Origin of the sequence: Pseudomonas sp. RIT288 (assembly GCF_000631985.1) — a bacterium.
GTDB lineage: Bacteria > Pseudomonadota > Gammaproteobacteria > Pseudomonadales > Pseudomonadaceae > Aquipseudomonas.
Genome location: NZ_JFYN01000041.1, coordinates 229,294 through 244,960 on the forward strand (window position 1 = coordinate 229,294; position 15,667 = coordinate 244,960).

Here is a 15,667-nt window from a genome sequence, read left to right on the forward strand (position 1 = left end):
CACATTTGAAATGCATTCCAATGTGGGAGATTCTATGGTTGAGGGGAAGCCCTCAACCTGCTTTCGGCTGGTATTCGCTCTGCCCCTTCAGTAGTGCGAATACGACACGAGCAAGTTTACGAGCCAGAATCACCAGTGCCTGAGTGGTGCTGAACCCTTTAGCTCGTTGCTCTTCATAAAAGCCTTTCCAGGTCGCCGTTCGGCTGGCCGACATGGCTGCATTGTGCAAAAGTCGGCGCGCCTCCGGATCACCTCGTTTTGTCAGACTGCGGCGACCGTCCTTCTGTCCCGACTGTGAAACTCGTAAATCCATTCCCAAAAAGGCGATGAATGCGTCAGCGTTTTTAAACTCGCCCCGCTGAAACGCCGCGATCAGGCGAGCTCCAGTCAAAAAGCCTATGCCTTCAACTTTCATGCAGCGCCTTAGATGGGCAAGTAGACCGGCCTCTTTAAGCTGGTCGTTGATCATCTTCTCGACCAGCACTTCAAGCCTCTGCATTGAGGCTATTTGCTCGGCAAAAGCGGCTTTGAGCAGCGGTTCATTTGCCCAGCTCTGTACCAGGCCCACTCGTGCCTGAACCAGCGCGGCGCGCCGGCGGAAAAGGCTCAAGAGTTGACGATACAGCGGCGATGGTGGAGTCCATGGGTGAAGCTCTTCATATTCATTTTTCAGATAACGGGCGAGCAGCTTTGCATCCAGCGCGTCGGTTTTGGCGCGAACCTTCACCCCTTTGCGGTAGTGGCTGAGTTCATAGCCACCGACCATGTAAATCGTGCAGCCGGCATCATGGGCCAGATCGGCGAATTCCAAGTGATAGATATTGGTCGACTCAATCGCTACGTCGACCGGTGCCGGCAAGGCTTTCAGCCATTTCTTGATGGCGGGCTTGTTATTGGGAAGCGTCTCAAGCAGGTCCAGTTCGGCCTGGTAGATCACCAGTTCATTTTTGGCGACATCCACGCCCACGATTGGCTTGGAAACAGAAACCGACATTGCCATTGAACACTCCCCGAGATATGGTTTTGAGCACTTGAAGGGCTCACCCAGAGGCGCAGGCTTGTTCCTATCGTCGGTCTAGCCAGATGCATTCTTTATCGGCGCTTGGGTGAAAGGAGGAGGGGCGAAATCTCCCACGGATCTGTACTGCGTCAACAGTCAGAATCGAGCCTTGTCCCTCCTCCTCCCTTCAAGTACCAGCATACAAGCGAGCCTGCTCGCGAAGGGGTAGACGCGGTCTCAGGCCTTGAGCGCTTTCTTCGGGTAGATGTCGTACCGACTGGATTTGCCATCCAGCGCATGACTCGGCTTCGGCCCCTCGATGCACGGTGCCTTGCGCGGGCGCTTGACCACCACACGGTGTGTCGCCAGGGCCAGCGCCGCTTCGAGCAGTGCCGGCGCATCCGGATCATCCCCGACCAGCGGCCGGAACAGGCGCATTTCCTTCTTCACCAGCGCGGTTTTCTCGCGGTGCGGGAACATCGGGTCGAGGTAAATCACCTGCGGTGGCTCGCCCTCCCAGTTGCGCATGACCTCGATCGAGTTGCCCTTGAGCAGCTTCATCCGCGCGACAATCGGCGCCACGTCGAAATCTTCCGCCGCCCGCGCCAGACCATCCTCCAGCAACGCCCCGATCAACGGCTGACGCTCGATCAGGCTCATCTCGCAGCCCAGACTGGCCAGCACGAACGCATCCTTGCCCAGCCCCGCCGTCGCGTCCAGCACCCGTGGACGCACGCCTTGGGCAATGCCGACCGCCTTGGCGATCATCTGCCCGCTGCCGCCGCCGTACAGACGCCGGTGCGCCGCGCCACCCTCGACGAAGTCCACCCGTACCGGCCCCGGTGCATCCGGGCCGAGCTGCTGCAGCTGCAAACCCTGCTCGCCCAGCTGCAAGGCGAACTCGCCGTCGTCCACCTGCAGCGGCAGGCCCAGACGCTCGGCCCACTGCTCGGCTTGCGCTTCAAACGTCGGGCCGAGGGCCTGGACATGGATGCGGCAGGCCGCGGGTTGCTCAATCATGAAAACACGCTCAAAAAAGTTAAGGATCGGCAGAAGGTGGCCGATAAACCAATCAACGCGCATTTTGCCAGAGCTGAGCGTCAACCGAAAAAAATGTCAGGCATTCTTCCCACATCGATTGGCTACATTTCGCCCAAGGGCGACTTCAGCCGTCATAACACTCAAGCATTGGGCGGCGTCAGTCACCTGTGGCAGGATTTCTTTGCCCAGGCCCTGGCCGAACAATCGAGCGATGTGGTGCCGGCCTGTGGCACCTTTCCACCGGTTGACCTGAACAGCCCGGAAGAACCGACCCTGGGCAGCGAGCTGCACGCGCACATCGTCGAGCAGCGTCAGTGCGACGTGGTCGAGACCGAGGTGCGTCCGCCGGAGCCGCTGTTCCTGCCGATCGCCGAGTTCGAAACCGATCTGCTGGACAAGCCGTTCCCACCATTCCCGCCAGAAGAACTCAAGGCTCAGCAGGAGCAGCAGGACTTCGACAGCAGTTGGGTCCGTCCGATCGTGATCAACAATGGTCAGCCGGTGCCAGAGCCTGGCCCGGCGCCGCAGAAGAAGCCGCTGTACTTGCCGATTGCCGAGTTCGACCTCGATCTGCTGCAAAAACCTTATCCACCGTTCCCGCCGGAAGAAATCGTCGAGCAGCAGAAAGCGCTGGACTTCGATAACGGCTGGGCGCGCCCGATCGTCCTGCAGAACCTGCGCATCGCCGCCTGATCCCTCAGCGACACACGCTCCAGCGCCCGACATCGACATGAAAGTGATTGCGATGTGCGGCGTTGTAATCCGGACTCAACACCACACTGAACGCCTCACAGGCGCCATCGCGCACCTGACGCAGAAACTGCGCATCCTGATTCTGTTTCGGCCAGTCCTTGAGCACGCTGATGCTGCGCCCGTCCGCCAGACGAAATCCGCTGATATCCAGCGCATCGGCACTGGCATGCCGACTGAGCGCCCCGCTCTCGCGGTTATAGACATTGCGGCAGGCAAAGCTGCCAAGGTGATCAAGGCGCGCCACCCTCTGCCCGTAAACAGATTGCGCGGCGGGTTGCAGGGTATGCCGTTCAAACATCGCGTAAGCCACCGCCAGCGGGCAACTGGCAAGGAAGCTGCTGCTCAGCGCCACCTCACCGCCCTGCACGCGCACGGCGCCGATCAGCGGGCACTTGGCGCCGGGGCTGTCGGCTTGCGCTGTGACGCGCAGACCCGCGTTGCTCAGGACTTGCGCGCACAACTCGGGATTGCTGCGCAGGCGCATCAGTTTGAAACCGGTCAGCCAATTGGGCGCGGCCTTCACATCCAGCGGCGCCCACGGATTCCACTCGGCCGGCACGTCGAGCCAGCCGCGCCAGACGCTGAGCACGGCGCCAGCAATTATCAACAGCACTGACAGCGTGATCCAGCGGCCCATGCTCAGCCCTTGAAAAACTGATTGGCCTGGGCGTACGGCATCGATTGCGCAGTGAAGCCGAAGGTGCCGTGCTGCTGGATCTCTTCAGCCGCGCGGAAGAACTCGCCGAACGCAGCCAAGGCCAACGCCGAACCGGTACTGATCCTGCGCACACCCATTTCTTCCAGCGCCTGCACAGTCAGTTTCAAACCGCCGGACATCAACACATTGACCGGTTTCGGCGCCACCGCGCGCACCACCGCCAGCACTTCTTCGGCATTGCGCAAACCCGGCGCATACAGCACGTCGGCGCCCGCCTCGGCAAAGGCTTGCAGGCGGCGGATGGTGTCGTTGAGATCGGGATTGCCGTGCAGATAATTTTCCGCGCGGGCCGTCAGGAGGAAGGGAAATGGCAGCGTGCGCACCGCGGCGACAGCAGCTTCGATGCGCGCCACAGCGTGTTCAAAGCAATAGATCGGCGCGTCGACGCGGCCCGTGGCGTCCTCGATCGAACCACCGACCGCGCCGGCCTCGGCAGCACGCAACAGGCTTTTGGCGCACTCGGCCGGGTCATCGGCGAAACCGTTTTCCAGGTCCACCGCCACCGGCAGATCGGTCGCCGCGACAATCGCCCGGACATTGGCCAGGGTGTCGTCGAGACTCAAGGCACCGTCGGCCTTGCCTTGGGAAAACGCGTAACCGGCGCTGGTGGTTGCCAGTGCCTGATAGCCCAGACTGGCGAGCATCTTCGCCGAGCCGGCATCCCACGGGTTGGGAATCACGAAAATCCCCGATCGCTCATGCAGGGCCTTGAAGGCCTGGGCTTTGCGGGCTTGTTCTTGAAGGGCGTGGGCGTCCATCGGCAGGCTCCTGGGCAGGGGAAAAATCCGCCTTCAGAGCAAGCCGAGTTGCTCGGCGGCGGGTTCTCTGTATAGCTCAGGCAGGGATGGCAGGCCAGGCAAACGTTGCATCAATTTTGCGTGAAAACGTTGCGCCAGCTTCGCCGCCATGACGTTGTCGGCGGTGTGCAGGAAGATGTAAGGCGTGCGGCCCTCTTCGATCCATTCGGCGATTTTCGCCACCCACGGCACGAGGAACGGATCGTTGGCTTCCAGCTCCGGGTGGCCGATGAAGCGCACCTGCGGGAACTGGGTAAACGCCGCCGGACGGGTCGGCACCCGGGGCTTTTTCGATTGTGCATGGATCACCGAAGACTCGGTGGACAGACAACTGAACAGCGCCCGTGGATCGAGGCAGATGCGTTCCACGCCACGGTCCAGCAGCAAGCGATTGAGCAGGCGTTCGCTCTCGCCCTTGGCGAAGAACTGTTCGTGGCGCACTTCCACCGCCAGTGGCCGATCCAGCGCGTCGATGAACGCGGTCAACTCGGGCAATCGATGCGGGGTGAAGCTTTTCGACAGTTGCAGCCACAGCGGCGAAACGCGCTCGCCGAGCGGGCCGAGAAGATTTACGAAGGTTTCGGCAGCGGTCAGTTGATCACGCAGGTCACCGCTGTGGCTGATGTCGCCGGGGAACTTGGCGGTGAAGCGAAAGTGTTCGGGCATGGTCTCGGCCCAGCGCTGCACGGTGGCCGGCGAGGGGCTGGCGTAGAAGGTCGTGTTGCCCTCCACGGCGTTGAACACTTGGGAATAAAGACTGAGGAAGTCCGAGGTCTTGGCGTCTTCGGGGTACAGGTACTCGCGCCAGGCGTTTTCACTCCAGGACGGACAACCGAGGTAGTAAGGCAGATCCATCAGATGTACAGGTCGAGGCCCAGCACATCCGCATCCCAATCGACAAACCCGGCGGTGCTCAGGTAGCTGGCCAGGGCCATCGCTACGCTTTTGCTCATGGCGCGGTGATAAATCATGTCTTGCTGACGGGCGGGCAGATTGGCCAGGCGTTGTGCGGGGGCTTTGGCAGCGCGGGCGGCCATTTGCTCTTCAGTCGGGAATTCCAGCTCGCCGTCGATATCGTCGACGGATTCATCCAGCGCCACATTGCCTTTGCGAGGCTTGCGCTTGATGGGGTAGGACTGAGAGGAAAGGCCGTCTATACGCATAATTTCATGCTCGGTATCGATGATGGCAATTTAGCGGCACTTGACCGACTTAGCAAACTGCCGAGTGATAACTAGAACACATAAAGCGCAAAAGGTTTAAAGCGAGGGGATGGAAACTGATGATTGGCAGCTGTAGAAGCAAAAGATCGCAGCCTTCGGCAGCTCCTACAGAAGCGTGCAACCCCTGTAGGAGCTGCCGCAGGCTGCGATCTGTTAAAGGCTCAGCGAGCCTTCGGGGTGGCGACTTTGTCGCGCAGGTAAACCGGTTGCGCATCGTCTGCCGGGATCGACTCGCCGCGTTCCCAGGCAAATCGCGCCAGGGTCAGCAGGTCTTCGGCGTGAGGCAGCATGCCAGCGTCCTGACCGCTCGGTTTGACCGCGATCCGCTCACCGTAACCCCACCCCGTCCCGGCACCGAACCACTCACCGCTGGCATCGCCCGGTAGCGCTGCCACTTCCGGCGGCAGTACCGCTTCGACACCGACCAGACGCATTTCGCCTGCGGTCTCGCGGTAGCAGCCCCAATACACTTCATCCATTCGCGCATCGATGGCCGCCGCGACCTGGCTCACGCCGTGTTCGCGATACGCACGTTGCGCCAGTACGGCGAGGTTCGACACCGGCAACACCGGACGATCCAGCGCGAACGCCAGCCCCTGCACCACGCCGATGGCAATCCGTACACCGGTAAACGCACCCGGCCCGCGACCGAACGCGATCGCGTCCACCGCCTGCAACGTGGTGCCGGCATCGGCCAGCAGTTGCTGGATCATCGGCAGCAGTTTCTGCGCGTGCAGACGCGGGATCACCTCGTAATGGCTCGTGACCTTGCCGTCATGCAGCAAGGCAACGGAGCAAGCTTCGGTCGCGGTGTCCAGGGCCAGCAAGGTGCTCATCGATGTATCCAAAACAGGTGGGAAAAAAGTGCGTCAGTATAAACAACTACGGCCCGCAAGCGGGCCGTGGATGATGCAACACGTCAGCTTTTTCAGCTCAGTGCTTCGAGCACCTTGGCGGTGATCGCTTCAACCGAACCAACGCCCGGAATGTGGCTGTACTTCGGCTTGCCAGCATTTTTGGCGGACAGGCTCTGATAGAACTCCACCAGCGGCTTGGTCTGCGAATGGTAGACCGACAGGCGATGACGCACGGTTTCTTCGGTGTCGTCCTTGCGCTGCACCAGATCGTCGCCGGTGACATCGTCTTTGCCAGCCACTTTCGGCGGGTTGTAGACGATGTGGTAAACGCGGCCGCTGGCCTCGTGAACGCGACGACCGGCGATACGCTGAACGATTTCTTCGTCTTCAACAGCGATTTCAACCACGGCGTCCAGCTCGACACCGGCAGTTACCAGCGCTTCGGCCTGTGGAATGGTGCGCGGGAAACCGTCGAACAGAAAGCCGTTGGCGCAGTCTGGTTGAGCGATGCGATCCTGCACCAGCGCGATGATCAGGTCATCCGACACCAGGCCGCCGGCATCCATGATGCTCTTGGCCTGAATGCCCAGCGGAGTGCCGGCCTTGACCGCAGCACGCAGCATGTCGCCGGTGGAGATTTGCGGAATGCCGAATTTCTCGGTGATGAACTTAGCCTGAGTACCTTTACCGGCCCCGGGAGCTCCCAGCAGAATGACGCGCATCGATGTGCTCCTCAATTTTTTATATAGAAAACAACGGGATTCGCCTCTTTGGGCCAATCTTAAAAAACGGGTCGTGGCCGCACAAACGGCCAAAGGCTGATCAAGATACACAGCAGGCTGCGCCCACACAAGACGCCAAAAGTCGGAGAAACCGGTGCCTGCCGCGACCTTGCGACGCGGTAACCCAAGTCGCAACCCCATCATTAACTGTCGCCTGCCCGCACTTTGTGCCTGTGTACAAAGCGGCACCCGGCCTGTGCACCGGGCGCCTGATACCACAGCAAAAACCTTAGCCGGTATTTCGCAAACCAGCGGCAATACCCGCCACAGACACCAGCAGCGCCTGCTCCACCGGGCTGCCCTGCTCGACATTCTGTTGCCGTGAACGGGCCAACAGCTCGGCCTGCAATAGATGTAGCGGATCAAGATAGGTGTTGCGCAGACGGATGAATTCCAGGGTGTCGGGGCTATGTGCCAGCAGCTGCGACTGCCCGGTCAGGCCAAGCACCACTGCGCACGCCTGCGACAATAGGTCGCGTAACTGCGCACCCAACGGCAGCAAGTCCGGCTCGACCAGACGCTGGTCGTACGACACCGCGATGTCGGCGTCGGCCTTGGCCAGGACCATTTCCAGCATGTCGATACGCGTGCGAAAGAACGGCCACTGTTCGCGCATCTGCCCGAGCAACTCGCCTTCGCCGCGCTCCAGCGCCTTGCTCAACGCGGTTTCCCAGCCGAGCCAGGCCGGCAGCATCAGACGAGTCTGAGTCCAGCCGAAAATCCACGGGATCGCCCGCAGACTTTCGATGCCACCGGCACGGCGCTTGGCCGGACGGCTACCGAGGGGCAGACGTCCCAACTCCTGCTCCGGCGTCGATTGGCGGAAGTACTCGACGAACTGCGGATTCTCACGCACCACGGCGCGATACGCGGCGACGCCATCGGCGGCCAGTTCATCCATCAGGTGCCGCCATTCTGGCGTTGGCGGCGGCGGTGGCAACAATGTCGCTTCAAGCACCGCGGCCAGATACAGATTGAGGTTCTGCTCGGCGATGTCCGGCAGGCCGAATTTGAATCGAATCATTTCGCCCTGCTCGGTGGTGCGGAAACGCCCCGCCACCGACCCCGGCGGTTGCGACAGAATCGCCGCGTGCGCCGGACCGCCGCCACGGCCCACGGTGCCACCGCGACCATGGAACAACAGCAGTTCGACTTGCTGCTCGCGGCAGATCTCCACCAGCCGCTCCTGCGCGCGATATTGCGCCCAGGCCGCAGCGGTGGTGCCGGCATCCTTGGCCGAGTCGGAATAACCGATCATCACTTCCTGCGGGCCTTGCAGCCTTGCGCGGTAGCCCGGCAGCAGCAACAGACGCTCCATCACCGGCCCGGCGTTGTCGAGGTCGGCGAGGGTTTCGAACAGCGGCACCACACGCATCGGCCGCAGCACGCCTGACTCTTTCAGCAGCAATTGCACCGCCAGCACGTCGGAGGCGGCGCCCGCCATCGAGATCACGTAGGAACCCAGCGAGGCGCCCGGTGCGGCAGCGATTTCCTTGCAGGTGGCGAGCACTTCGGCGGTGTCGGCGGACGGTTTGAAATGCGCCGGGAGCAGTGGCCGGCGATTGCTCAATTCGCGGGTGAGGAAGCTGATGCGCTGTTCTTCGTCCCAGTCTTCGTAGCGACCGAGGCCGAGGTAGTCCGTGATTTCGGTCATCGCCGAACTGTGCCGCGTCGAATCCTGACGCACATCGAGGCGCACCAGGAACAGGCCGAAGGTCACTGCCCGACGCAGGCAATCGAGCAATGGCCCATCGGCGATCACGCCCATGCCACATTCGTGCAGTGAGTTGAAACACAGTTCCAGCGGATCGAGCAGATCGCGGTTGTTGTGCAGCACGTCGGCCGGCGCCGGCGTGCTCGCAGTCAGCGACGCATGGGCCCAGTTGCGCGTGGCGCGCAGGCGTTCGCGCAATTGCTTGAGCACCGCCCGGTAAGGTTCGGCGCTGTCGCCGGCCTTGGCCTTGAGCGCATCGCTGGCCTGCTGCATCGACAGTTCGGCGGCCAGGTGATCGACATCGCGCAAGTACAGGTCGGCAGCCATCCAGCGCGCCAGCAACAGCACTTCGCGGGTCACTGCGGCTGTGACATTCGGGTTGCCGTCGCGGTCGCCGCCCATCCACGAAGCAAAGCGAATCGGCGCCGCCTCCAGTGGCAAGCGCAGGCCCGTCGCTTCATACAGCGCCTTGTCGGCCTTGCGCATATGGTTGGGAATCGCCTGCCAGAGCGAGTGTTCGATCACCGCAAAACCCCATTTGGCTTCATCGACCGGGGTCGGCCGGGTGCGGCGGATTTCTTCGGTGTGCCAGGCTTCGGCGATCAGCCGTTGCAGGGTGTTCTGGATCTGTTCGCGCTCGGCGCTGGTCAGGTCGCGATGATCCTGTGCCGCCAGTTGCGCAGCGATCGCGTCGTACTTCTGGATCAACGTGCGCCGCGCCACCTCGGTCGGGTGCGCGGTCAGCACCAGTTCGATTTCCAGGCGCGCCAGTTGCCGCGCCAGCGATTCCGCGCTGTGGCCTTCGTTACGCAGACGGGCGAGCAGTTCCGGCAGGACGCGGGACTCGAACGGCGCCGGTTGCGACTCTTCGCGGCGATGAATCAGCTGATACTGTTCGGCGATGTTTGCCAGGTTGAGAAACTGGTTGAACGCCCGCGCCACCGGCAGCAGTTCGTCTTCGCTCAACTGATTGAGGCTGGCGCTGAGTTCGGCGTCCATCGAGCCACGGCGGTCGGCCTTGGCGCCCTTGCGGATCTGCTCGATCTTGTCGAGAAATTCCTCGCCATACTGGTCACGGATGGTATTGCCCAACAGCTCACCGAGCAGGTGAACGTCCTCGCGCAAGCGTGCATCAATATCGGTCATCAGCAGTTCTCCAGCGTTAATCGGGACGGCGCAGAAACGAATGCTTTGCCCAGAGAGTGCCGCTCTACGGCGCTTCTTACAAGCAGACGACGAAGGGACTTTAAACCTTGGGGCTTGGAGCTAGTCTCAACAGTAAGCCGCACAACGGCTTGCCGCCGGCCCCGCCGGACACTCACCCAGGCCTGCCACGAGCAGGCGCGAAATGAGGTCATCATGAAAATTCGTGAACTCGCCCAGCATTGGGAAGAAAACGCCAAGGGTCGCCTGACCGACACCGGCTACACGATTCATCTGGACGTCGAGGCCGCAGCGCGACTGGCGGCGATTGCCGAGATGTACCCCAAACGCCACCCGGAAGAACTGCTCGGCGAACTGATCGGCGCCGCGCTCGAAGAGTTCGAAGCGAGCCTGCCGTATGTGAAAGGCTCGACGGTGGTGGCGACTGATGAGGAAGGTGATCCGCTGTATGAGGACGTCGGGCCGACACCACGTTTTCTGGCACTGTCGCGCCGGCATCTGCAGGATTTGTCGACTGCCGCCGGCAAGCAAAAACACTGACACAACATAGATCAAACTGTAGGAGTGAGCCTGCTCGCGATAGCGGTGTATCTGTGGCTTTTGATGCTGACTGACACAATGCTATCGCGAGCAGGCTCACTCCTACAGGGTCGTGTTTCCTTTTGAAAAGTTGTCTGACTTTTCCTCGCGCGTACCTCTCCCCGCCTCCAAAGTTCCCGGTTTAGAGCCTTGTCGATTTGGTCAAAAAAAAATTTGGCGATAGGCCATCTTTTCTGAACTTTTGAAAAACGCCTCCGGTCGGAACCTGTAACCACGCCTGGAACGAGCGTTTCAAAAACGCGCTTTCACATGACGCTTGCGACTCCTCGACCAGGATGGATTTTCGGTTTTATCAGGAGTTAAACAATGGAGTTGAAGACCATGAAGACCCAAACCTCGTTCTCCCACCTGCGCGGTCTGAAACTGGCTGCTCTGGCTATCGGTACCAGCTTCGTTCTGGCCGGTTGCGCCGGTAACCCGCCGACCGAGCAGTACGCCGTGACTCAATCGGCCGTCAACAGCGCCGTCAGCGCCGGTGGTACCGAGTTCGCTGCAGTGGAAATGAAGCAGGCTCAGGACAAGCTCAAGCAAGCCGAAATCGCCATGCACGACAAGAAGTATGAACAGGCTCGTACCCTTGCCGAGCAAGCCGAATGGGACGCTCGCGTAGCAGAACGCAAGGCTCAGGCTGCCAAGGCCGAACAGGCTGTGAAGGATTCCCAGAAAGGTGTTCAGGAACTGCGTCAGGAAAGTCAGCGCACCGTGCAGTAAGCGCGCATCCCGAATCGCAAAGCTGAAACTTTTATCGATAGAAAGGACGACAAATTATGCGTAAGCAACTGATGATCCCCGCTCTTCTGGCCGCAAGCGTTGCCCTGGCTGCCTGCTCCACTCCGCCTAACCCTAACCTGGAGCAGGCGCGCACCAACTACGCCGGCCTGCAGGCCAACCCGCAGGCGAGCAAAGTCGCTGCCCTGGAAACCAAGGACGCCAGCGATTACCTGGACAAGGCCGACAAGGCTTACCTGGACAAGCAAGACGCGGCCAAGGTTGACCAACTGGCCTACCTGACCAACCAGCGCGTGGAAGTGGCCAAGCAGACCATCGCCCTGCGCACCGCTGAGAACAACCTGAAGAACGCCGCCGCGCAACGTGCCCAGGCGCGTCTGGACGCTCGTGATCAGCAGATCAAACAGCTGCAGAACAGCCTGAACGCCAAGCAGACCGATCGCGGTACCCTGGTGACTTTCGGTGACGTACTGTTCGCTACCAACAAGGCTGACCTGAAATCCAGCGGTCTGGTGAACATCAACAAACTGGCGCAATTCCTTCAGGAAAACCCTGATCGCAAAGTGATCGTCGAGGGTTACACCGACAGCACCGGCGCTGCTTCGTACAACCAGTCGCTGTCCGAGCGTCGTGCCACCTCGGTACAAGTCGCTCTGATCAAGATGGGCGTCGATCCTTCGCGCATCGTGGTTCAGGGTTATGGCAAGGAATACCCGGTTGCCGATAACAGCAGCGTCTCGGGTCGTGCAATGAACCGTCGTGTGGAAGTGACCATTTCCAACGACAACCAGCCAGTGATGCCACGTTCGGCAGTCAGCTCGAACTAAGCAACACGCGCTAACGCAAAAGCCCCGCCTGAGTGATCAGGCGGGGCTTTTTAAGATCAAAAGATCGCAGCCTTCGGCAGCTCCTGCATTGGAATGCATTCTCCTGCAGGAGCTGCCGAAGGCTGCGATCTTTTGCTTTTATGGTTCGAGTTTCTGCGGGGTTTCCTGGCCCATGCAGCGCACGGCTTTTTTCTGCGCATTGATCAGCACACCGGTCAGGCCTTTCTGCTCGGTGTCGAACAGCACCAGCACGCCATCAATGCACTGCGCCACTTGCGGCGCCGGGTCCAGCGAGACTTTGTAGTCTTCGCCCGGCACGGTCTTGAGCATGGTGAACTCGTTGAGCAGCAGCGCATCCTCGGGTTTGGCGAAGTGCAGGTAGCCGTAGTACCACAGCGCCCCGACCGTGCCGAGGATGCTGCAGATACCGGTGATGATCAGCGGGATGGCGTTACGTTCTTCAGTCATTGCGGACTCTCATCTTCAGAATTCGGAGGTTGCGGATAATTCGGGATCTCGCCGAGGCGGCGCAGGCCGTTGAAGTGTTCGGGATCTTCCAGATAACGCAGCATCACCTGCCGCCAGACCGGGTCGCCGAAGGTCTGCACGTGGCCGCCGCGGGTCAGTTGCAGCACGCGCGGTGGCGGCGCAGCCTGATACAGGCGGATGGCGTTGGACATCGGCACCAGCGGGTCGTCGATGCTGTGAAAAATCAGCTTCGGCACGCCCTTGAGCTGCGGCATCGAGTGGATCGCGCTGTCGCCGTCCGGCACCAGCCACGACAGCGGCACCTGGAACGGCCAGGTCAGCCACGACGTGCTGAGGGCGTACTGGCCGACGCTGCGGTAACTGGCGGGAACACCGTCGAGTACGAAGGCCTTGAGCTGTTTCTGCCGCTCGGGGTGCTGCACCAGCCAATGCACGGCCATCGAGCCACCGAGGCTCTGGCCGAGGAGGATCAGCGGCTTGCCTTTGACCTCGGGCGCCTGATCCAGCCAGGCGAACGCGGCGTCGATGTCCTGATAGATCGCCGGCAGGCTCGGCTTGCCCTCGGACAAGCCATACCCGCGATAGTCCACCAGCAGCACCTGATAGCCGTTTTTCGGCAACCACCAGCTCCCGCCGAGGTGCATCGGCAGATTGCCGCCGTTGCCGTGCAGGTGCAGGACTGTGCCTTTGACCTCGACCCCGGGTTTGGCCGGCAGCCACCAGGCGTTGAGCTTGAGGCCATCGGCGGTGATCAGGGTAACGGTGCGGTACTCGAGTCTGGCTTTTTCAGGGGTAAAGATCTGGCCCGGTTCGGGGTAGAACAACAGCGAACTGCAACCGCCGAGGGTCAGGAGCAGGCAAAGGATGCCGAGGATTCTCATCCGGTGAAACCTCGCAGAATTCGAATTGGAATACCGTCAAAAACTGTAGGAGTGAGCCTGCTCGCGATAGCGGTGTGTCAGTCGATATTTATGTTATTGACACACCGCTATCGCGAGCAGGCTCACTCCTACAAGGGTTTTGTGTGTGGGTTAGAGGATATTGGAGTAATCCGCCTCAATCCGGTCCAGGCTCAAGTGATTGAGGAAGTTGGAGAAGCACATCCACGCCGACAGCGCGTTCATGTCGCGGAACTGTTCCGGCAGATATTTCGGCGGCACCACCAGACCTTCATCGACCAACTGACGCAGGGTACGCATGTCTTCCAGCGTGGTCTTGCCGCAGAACAGCAGCGGCACCTGCTCGAGCTTGCCTTTACGCACGGCCAACTGAATGTAGTTGTAAACCATGATAAAGCCCTTGAGATAGGACAAGTCTTTGGTGAATGGCAGACCGGTCGGGGTCGAACCACGGAACACCCGGCTGGCGTTACCGTAGCTTTCGGCCATTTCAAAGCCCTGCTCACGGAAGAACTCGAACACCTGCAAAAAGTCCGCGCCCTCCTCGACCATATGAATGGCGCGGGTACGGTTGGTCAGTTTGCGCAGGCGACTCGGGTAGGAGGCGAAGGTGATGATTTCCATCAGGATCGCCAGACCTTCCTGGGTCACCGTCGACGAGGGTGGGCCCTTGGACAGGAAGGTGCAGATCGGCTGATTCAAACCATTAAGCGTGGTGCCGACGTGTACCAGACCTTCGTGGACTTCCAGCGCACGCACGTCGCGGTCGTTGAACAGCGCGTCGGTGCGGATCTTGATGTAGTCGGCGCCTGCCGCCGCGTCGGCAACGATGCCGTCGGACTCGAACACGCGGATGGTTTCCTCGGCCTCGCCAAACACCTTGTTCAACCGGGTTTGCAGCAGGTGCACGGCATCCTTGGCGGTGAGGATCTTCGGTTCGTCCTTCAGGTCGCCACGGCCATCAATGTTGTTCAGATAGTCGGACATCATCAGGCCGAGGTCGGCCAGGGTCGGGTCGCCGGCGTGGAACGCATCGGAGGCGGCACCGTAGAGTTCCTGGGAGATCAGGCCGAAATCCTCGGTGCCGCGCGCTTCGAGCATGCGCACCACCATGCGGTATTCCTTGCACATGCGCCGCATGATCTGCCCGACCGGGTTGAACTGGCCGAGCTGGCGGGTGATGTCGCGCTCGATGTTCTGGAATTCCAGTTTGACCTTGCTCGAATCGAAGGACAGCGGCCGATTGAGGTAGTAGTCACGATCCACCGCCGGCATTTCCTTGCCTTTGGCCTTGAGAAACCCCTTGCGGATGTTCTCGTCCCACTTCACCGCATCGAGCACGCGGATCGGCGTCTGCGCCAGCACAATGCGATCGGACAGCGTGCGTATCGTCTGCTGGTAATCGTCCACCCGAAACTCCTGTAAATAACTGAATTATTTGGCGCGGGCCTGACGCTGATAGCGCGCGGCCTCGACGAATACATCGGAATTGGCCGGATCGTCGAGGTAAGCAAAGACCTTGTCGAGGCTACTGTCGACCTGCACGCCGTCGCCGTCGTCGGCGGTCTGGAACGGCTGGCCGTCGAGGGCTTGCTGTTTGATCGCCTGATTGATCTGTTCGAGGTCGAGGTTGTACACCACCAGCTCGTGTTTGTCGGTGAGTTCGAAACCGGCGATGGTGTATTGGCCACCGTAACTCGCCGGGACTTTCGCCGACAGGTACCAGCGACTGCCATGGCGCGACACGGTGAACGGGTACGCCTCGCGCTCGTGAGGCCGGGCCTTGAACCAGGTGATGGCCTGATAGCGATTATTGCCGACGCGGGTCAGCTCGAGGTTCATCGGCTCGCCCCAGGCATTGGTGCTCGACCACGTGCCCAGCAGGCCCTTGGGCGCCGGGTCACTGGCAGGCAGCGGATCCTTGAAGGTCACCAGACAGCCACTGAGCAGCAGGAACGACAAGGCGATCAGCACGCCACGCCAGGCTTTCATTCAATACTCCCTATGAACATATCCCGCCCTGACGATCACCACTTTCACCTGTGGGAGCGAGCCTGCTCGCGAAAGCGGTGTG

General features: G+C 60.8%; 17 protein-coding genes. 4 read left to right on the forward strand and 13 right to left on the reverse strand.

Annotation, left to right across the window (positions count from 1 at the left end; translation table 11 throughout):
- Positions 1–52: 52 nt before the first annotated feature.
- On the reverse strand, positions 53–1,000 hold the full coding sequence (locus tag BW33_RS22695) for an IS110 family transposase (protein ID WP_047601322.1): 948 nt from the start codon (positions 998–1,000) through the stop codon (positions 53–55).
- 237 nt (positions 1,001–1,237) lie between these two features.
- Positions 1,238–2,020: a class I SAM-dependent methyltransferase gene (locus BW33_RS22700; protein WP_047601323.1), complete on the reverse strand. Its 783-nt coding sequence runs from the start codon at positions 2,018–2,020 to the stop codon at positions 1,238–1,240.
- Positions 2,021–2,113: 93 nt separating this feature from the next.
- On the opposite strand from BW33_RS22700, the gene BW33_RS22705 reads away from it, so the two are divergent.
- Positions 2,114–2,734 carry a hypothetical protein gene (locus BW33_RS22705; RefSeq protein WP_047601491.1) on the forward strand — a complete coding sequence of 207 codons (621 nt, stop codon included), beginning with the start codon at positions 2,114–2,116 and terminating at the stop codon, positions 2,732–2,734.
- A 4-nt stretch (positions 2,735–2,738) separates the two neighbouring features.
- Here BW33_RS22705 and BW33_RS22710 read toward each other — a convergent pair whose 3' ends face one another.
- From BW33_RS22710 to ppc, 7 genes are all read right to left on the reverse strand, one after another.
- Positions 2,739–3,431, reverse strand: a complete 693-nt coding sequence (locus BW33_RS22710; protein ID WP_047601325.1) for an extensin-like domain-containing protein — start codon at positions 3,429–3,431, stop codon at positions 2,739–2,741.
- 2 nt (positions 3,432–3,433) lie between these two features.
- Positions 3,434–4,270 (reverse strand): isocitrate lyase/PEP mutase family protein, encoded by an 837-nt coding sequence (locus tag BW33_RS22715; protein ID WP_047601327.1) that lies wholly within the window; start codon positions 4,268–4,270, stop codon positions 3,434–3,436.
- 33 nt (positions 4,271–4,303) lie between these two features.
- Positions 4,304–5,164: a DUF72 domain-containing protein gene (locus tag BW33_RS22720; RefSeq protein ID WP_047601329.1), complete on the reverse strand. Its 861-nt coding sequence runs from the start codon at positions 5,162–5,164 to the stop codon at positions 4,304–4,306.
- Entirely contained in the window at positions 5,164–5,472 is a 309-nt protein-coding gene (locus tag BW33_RS22725) for a hypothetical protein (protein ID WP_047601331.1), read from the reverse strand. Before BW33_RS22725 ends, BW33_RS22720 begins: the two co-directional genes overlap by 1 nt.
- A 221-nt stretch (positions 5,473–5,693) precedes the next feature.
- Positions 5,694–6,368: a tRNA (adenosine(37)-N6)-threonylcarbamoyltransferase complex dimerization subunit type 1 TsaB gene (tsaB, locus tag BW33_RS22730; RefSeq protein ID WP_047601332.1), complete on the reverse strand. Its 675-nt coding sequence runs from the start codon at positions 6,366–6,368 to the stop codon at positions 5,694–5,696.
- Between the two features lie 92 nt (positions 6,369–6,460).
- Positions 6,461–7,111, reverse strand: a complete 651-nt coding sequence (gene adk / locus BW33_RS22735) for an adenylate kinase (RefSeq protein WP_047601333.1) — start codon at positions 7,109–7,111, stop codon at positions 6,461–6,463.
- Positions 7,112–7,400: 289 nt separating this feature from the next.
- A complete protein-coding gene (ppc, locus tag BW33_RS22740) occupies positions 7,401–10,031 on the reverse strand; it encodes a phosphoenolpyruvate carboxylase (RefSeq protein ID WP_047601334.1) in 2,631 nt (876 codons plus the stop codon).
- A gap of 213 nt (positions 10,032–10,244) precedes the next feature.
- On the opposite strand from ppc, the gene BW33_RS22745 reads away from it, so the two are divergent.
- From BW33_RS22745 to BW33_RS22755, 3 genes are all read left to right on the forward strand, one after another.
- Positions 10,245–10,589, forward strand: coding sequence for a hypothetical protein (locus BW33_RS22745; RefSeq protein ID WP_007964220.1), 345 nt, complete (start codon positions 10,245–10,247; stop codon positions 10,587–10,589).
- 366 nt (positions 10,590–10,955) lie between these two features.
- Complete coding sequence (locus BW33_RS22750; protein ID WP_007964219.1) at positions 10,956–11,360, forward strand: DUF4398 domain-containing protein; 405 nt, start codon at positions 10,956–10,958, stop codon at positions 11,358–11,360.
- A gap of 56 nt (positions 11,361–11,416) precedes the next feature.
- Positions 11,417–12,205, forward strand: coding sequence for an OmpA family protein (locus BW33_RS22755; protein ID WP_047601335.1), 789 nt, complete (start codon positions 11,417–11,419; stop codon positions 12,203–12,205).
- Between the two features lie 138 nt (positions 12,206–12,343).
- Here BW33_RS22755 and BW33_RS22760 read toward each other — a convergent pair whose 3' ends face one another.
- The 4 genes from BW33_RS22760 to BW33_RS22775 form a co-directional block, all read right to left on the reverse strand.
- Complete coding sequence (locus BW33_RS22760) at positions 12,344–12,673, reverse strand: hypothetical protein (RefSeq protein ID WP_007964217.1); 330 nt, start codon at positions 12,671–12,673, stop codon at positions 12,344–12,346.
- Complete coding sequence (locus BW33_RS22765; RefSeq protein WP_047601337.1) at positions 12,670–13,575, reverse strand: alpha/beta hydrolase; 906 nt, start codon at positions 13,573–13,575, stop codon at positions 12,670–12,672. The genes BW33_RS22760 and BW33_RS22765 overlap by 4 nt, the downstream gene beginning before the upstream one ends.
- 150 nt (positions 13,576–13,725) lie before the next feature.
- Positions 13,726–15,003 (reverse strand): flavohemoglobin expression-modulating QEGLA motif protein, encoded by a 1,278-nt coding sequence (locus tag BW33_RS22770; protein WP_003222055.1) that lies wholly within the window; start codon positions 15,001–15,003, stop codon positions 13,726–13,728.
- 24 nt (positions 15,004–15,027) lie between these two features.
- Positions 15,028–15,585: a hypothetical protein gene (locus BW33_RS22775; RefSeq protein ID WP_047601339.1), complete on the reverse strand. Its 558-nt coding sequence runs from the start codon at positions 15,583–15,585 to the stop codon at positions 15,028–15,030.
- Between the last annotated feature and the right edge of the window lie 82 nt (positions 15,586–15,667).